The organism is Croceivirga sp. ABH4_376 (assembly GCF_056160685.1).
This window is the reverse complement of the sequence record NZ_JBSWXQ010000022.1, coordinates 1-748: the sequence shown is the minus strand read 5'-3', so window position 1 is coordinate 748 and position 748 is coordinate 1. Positions and strand designations below refer to the sequence as shown.

Here is a 748-nt window from a genome sequence, read left to right as displayed (position 1 = left end):
CTGGACATCGACAGTGACGACGATGGTATTCCTGACAATATAGAGGGGCAACCAACGGATGGCTACGTTCCGCCAAGTGGTGAGGATACGGACAACGATGGATTGGACGATGCTTACGAGGGAACTGGAAACGAGGGTATCACCCCCGAGGACACGGACCAAGACGGTACACCAGACTATGTAGATGAGGATAGCGATGACGATTTGGTACCGGACAGTAACGAGGGGCACGACTTTGATTATGATGGGGAGCCGGACAACACGTACACGGGAGTGGACACGGACAATGACGGATTGGACGATGGCTACGAGGGAAGCGACGTTAACGACGGTTATGACGTAAACGATGAGATAGAAGACCCAGCGACCGATTTACCGGATACGGATGGTACGGAGGACGTTAACTACCGTGATTTGGACGATGACGGGGACGGAATAGACACCCCTGACGAAGATGCGAACGGAGATGGCGACCCTACCAATGACGATACGGACCAGGACGGTACCCCGGATTATTTGGACCCTGACAACGGCCCTGATACCGACGGTGACGGCGTTCCAGATGTTGTTGATTTAGATGATGACAACGATGGAATCCTGGATACCGTGGAAGGGGATGGTACTATAGATTCGGACAACGATGGCAGACCGGATAGCCTGGACATCGACAGTGACGACGATGGTATTCCTGACAATATAGAGGGGCAACCAACGGATGGCTACGTTCCGCCAAGTGGTGAGGATACGG

1 pseudogene is annotated in these 748 nt (G+C 53.3%); it reads left to right on the top strand.

The features are described 5' to 3' along the window. Positions 1–748: pseudogene (locus ACXAGS_RS15715) on the top strand (gliding motility-associated C-terminal domain-containing protein); the annotation flags it as partial.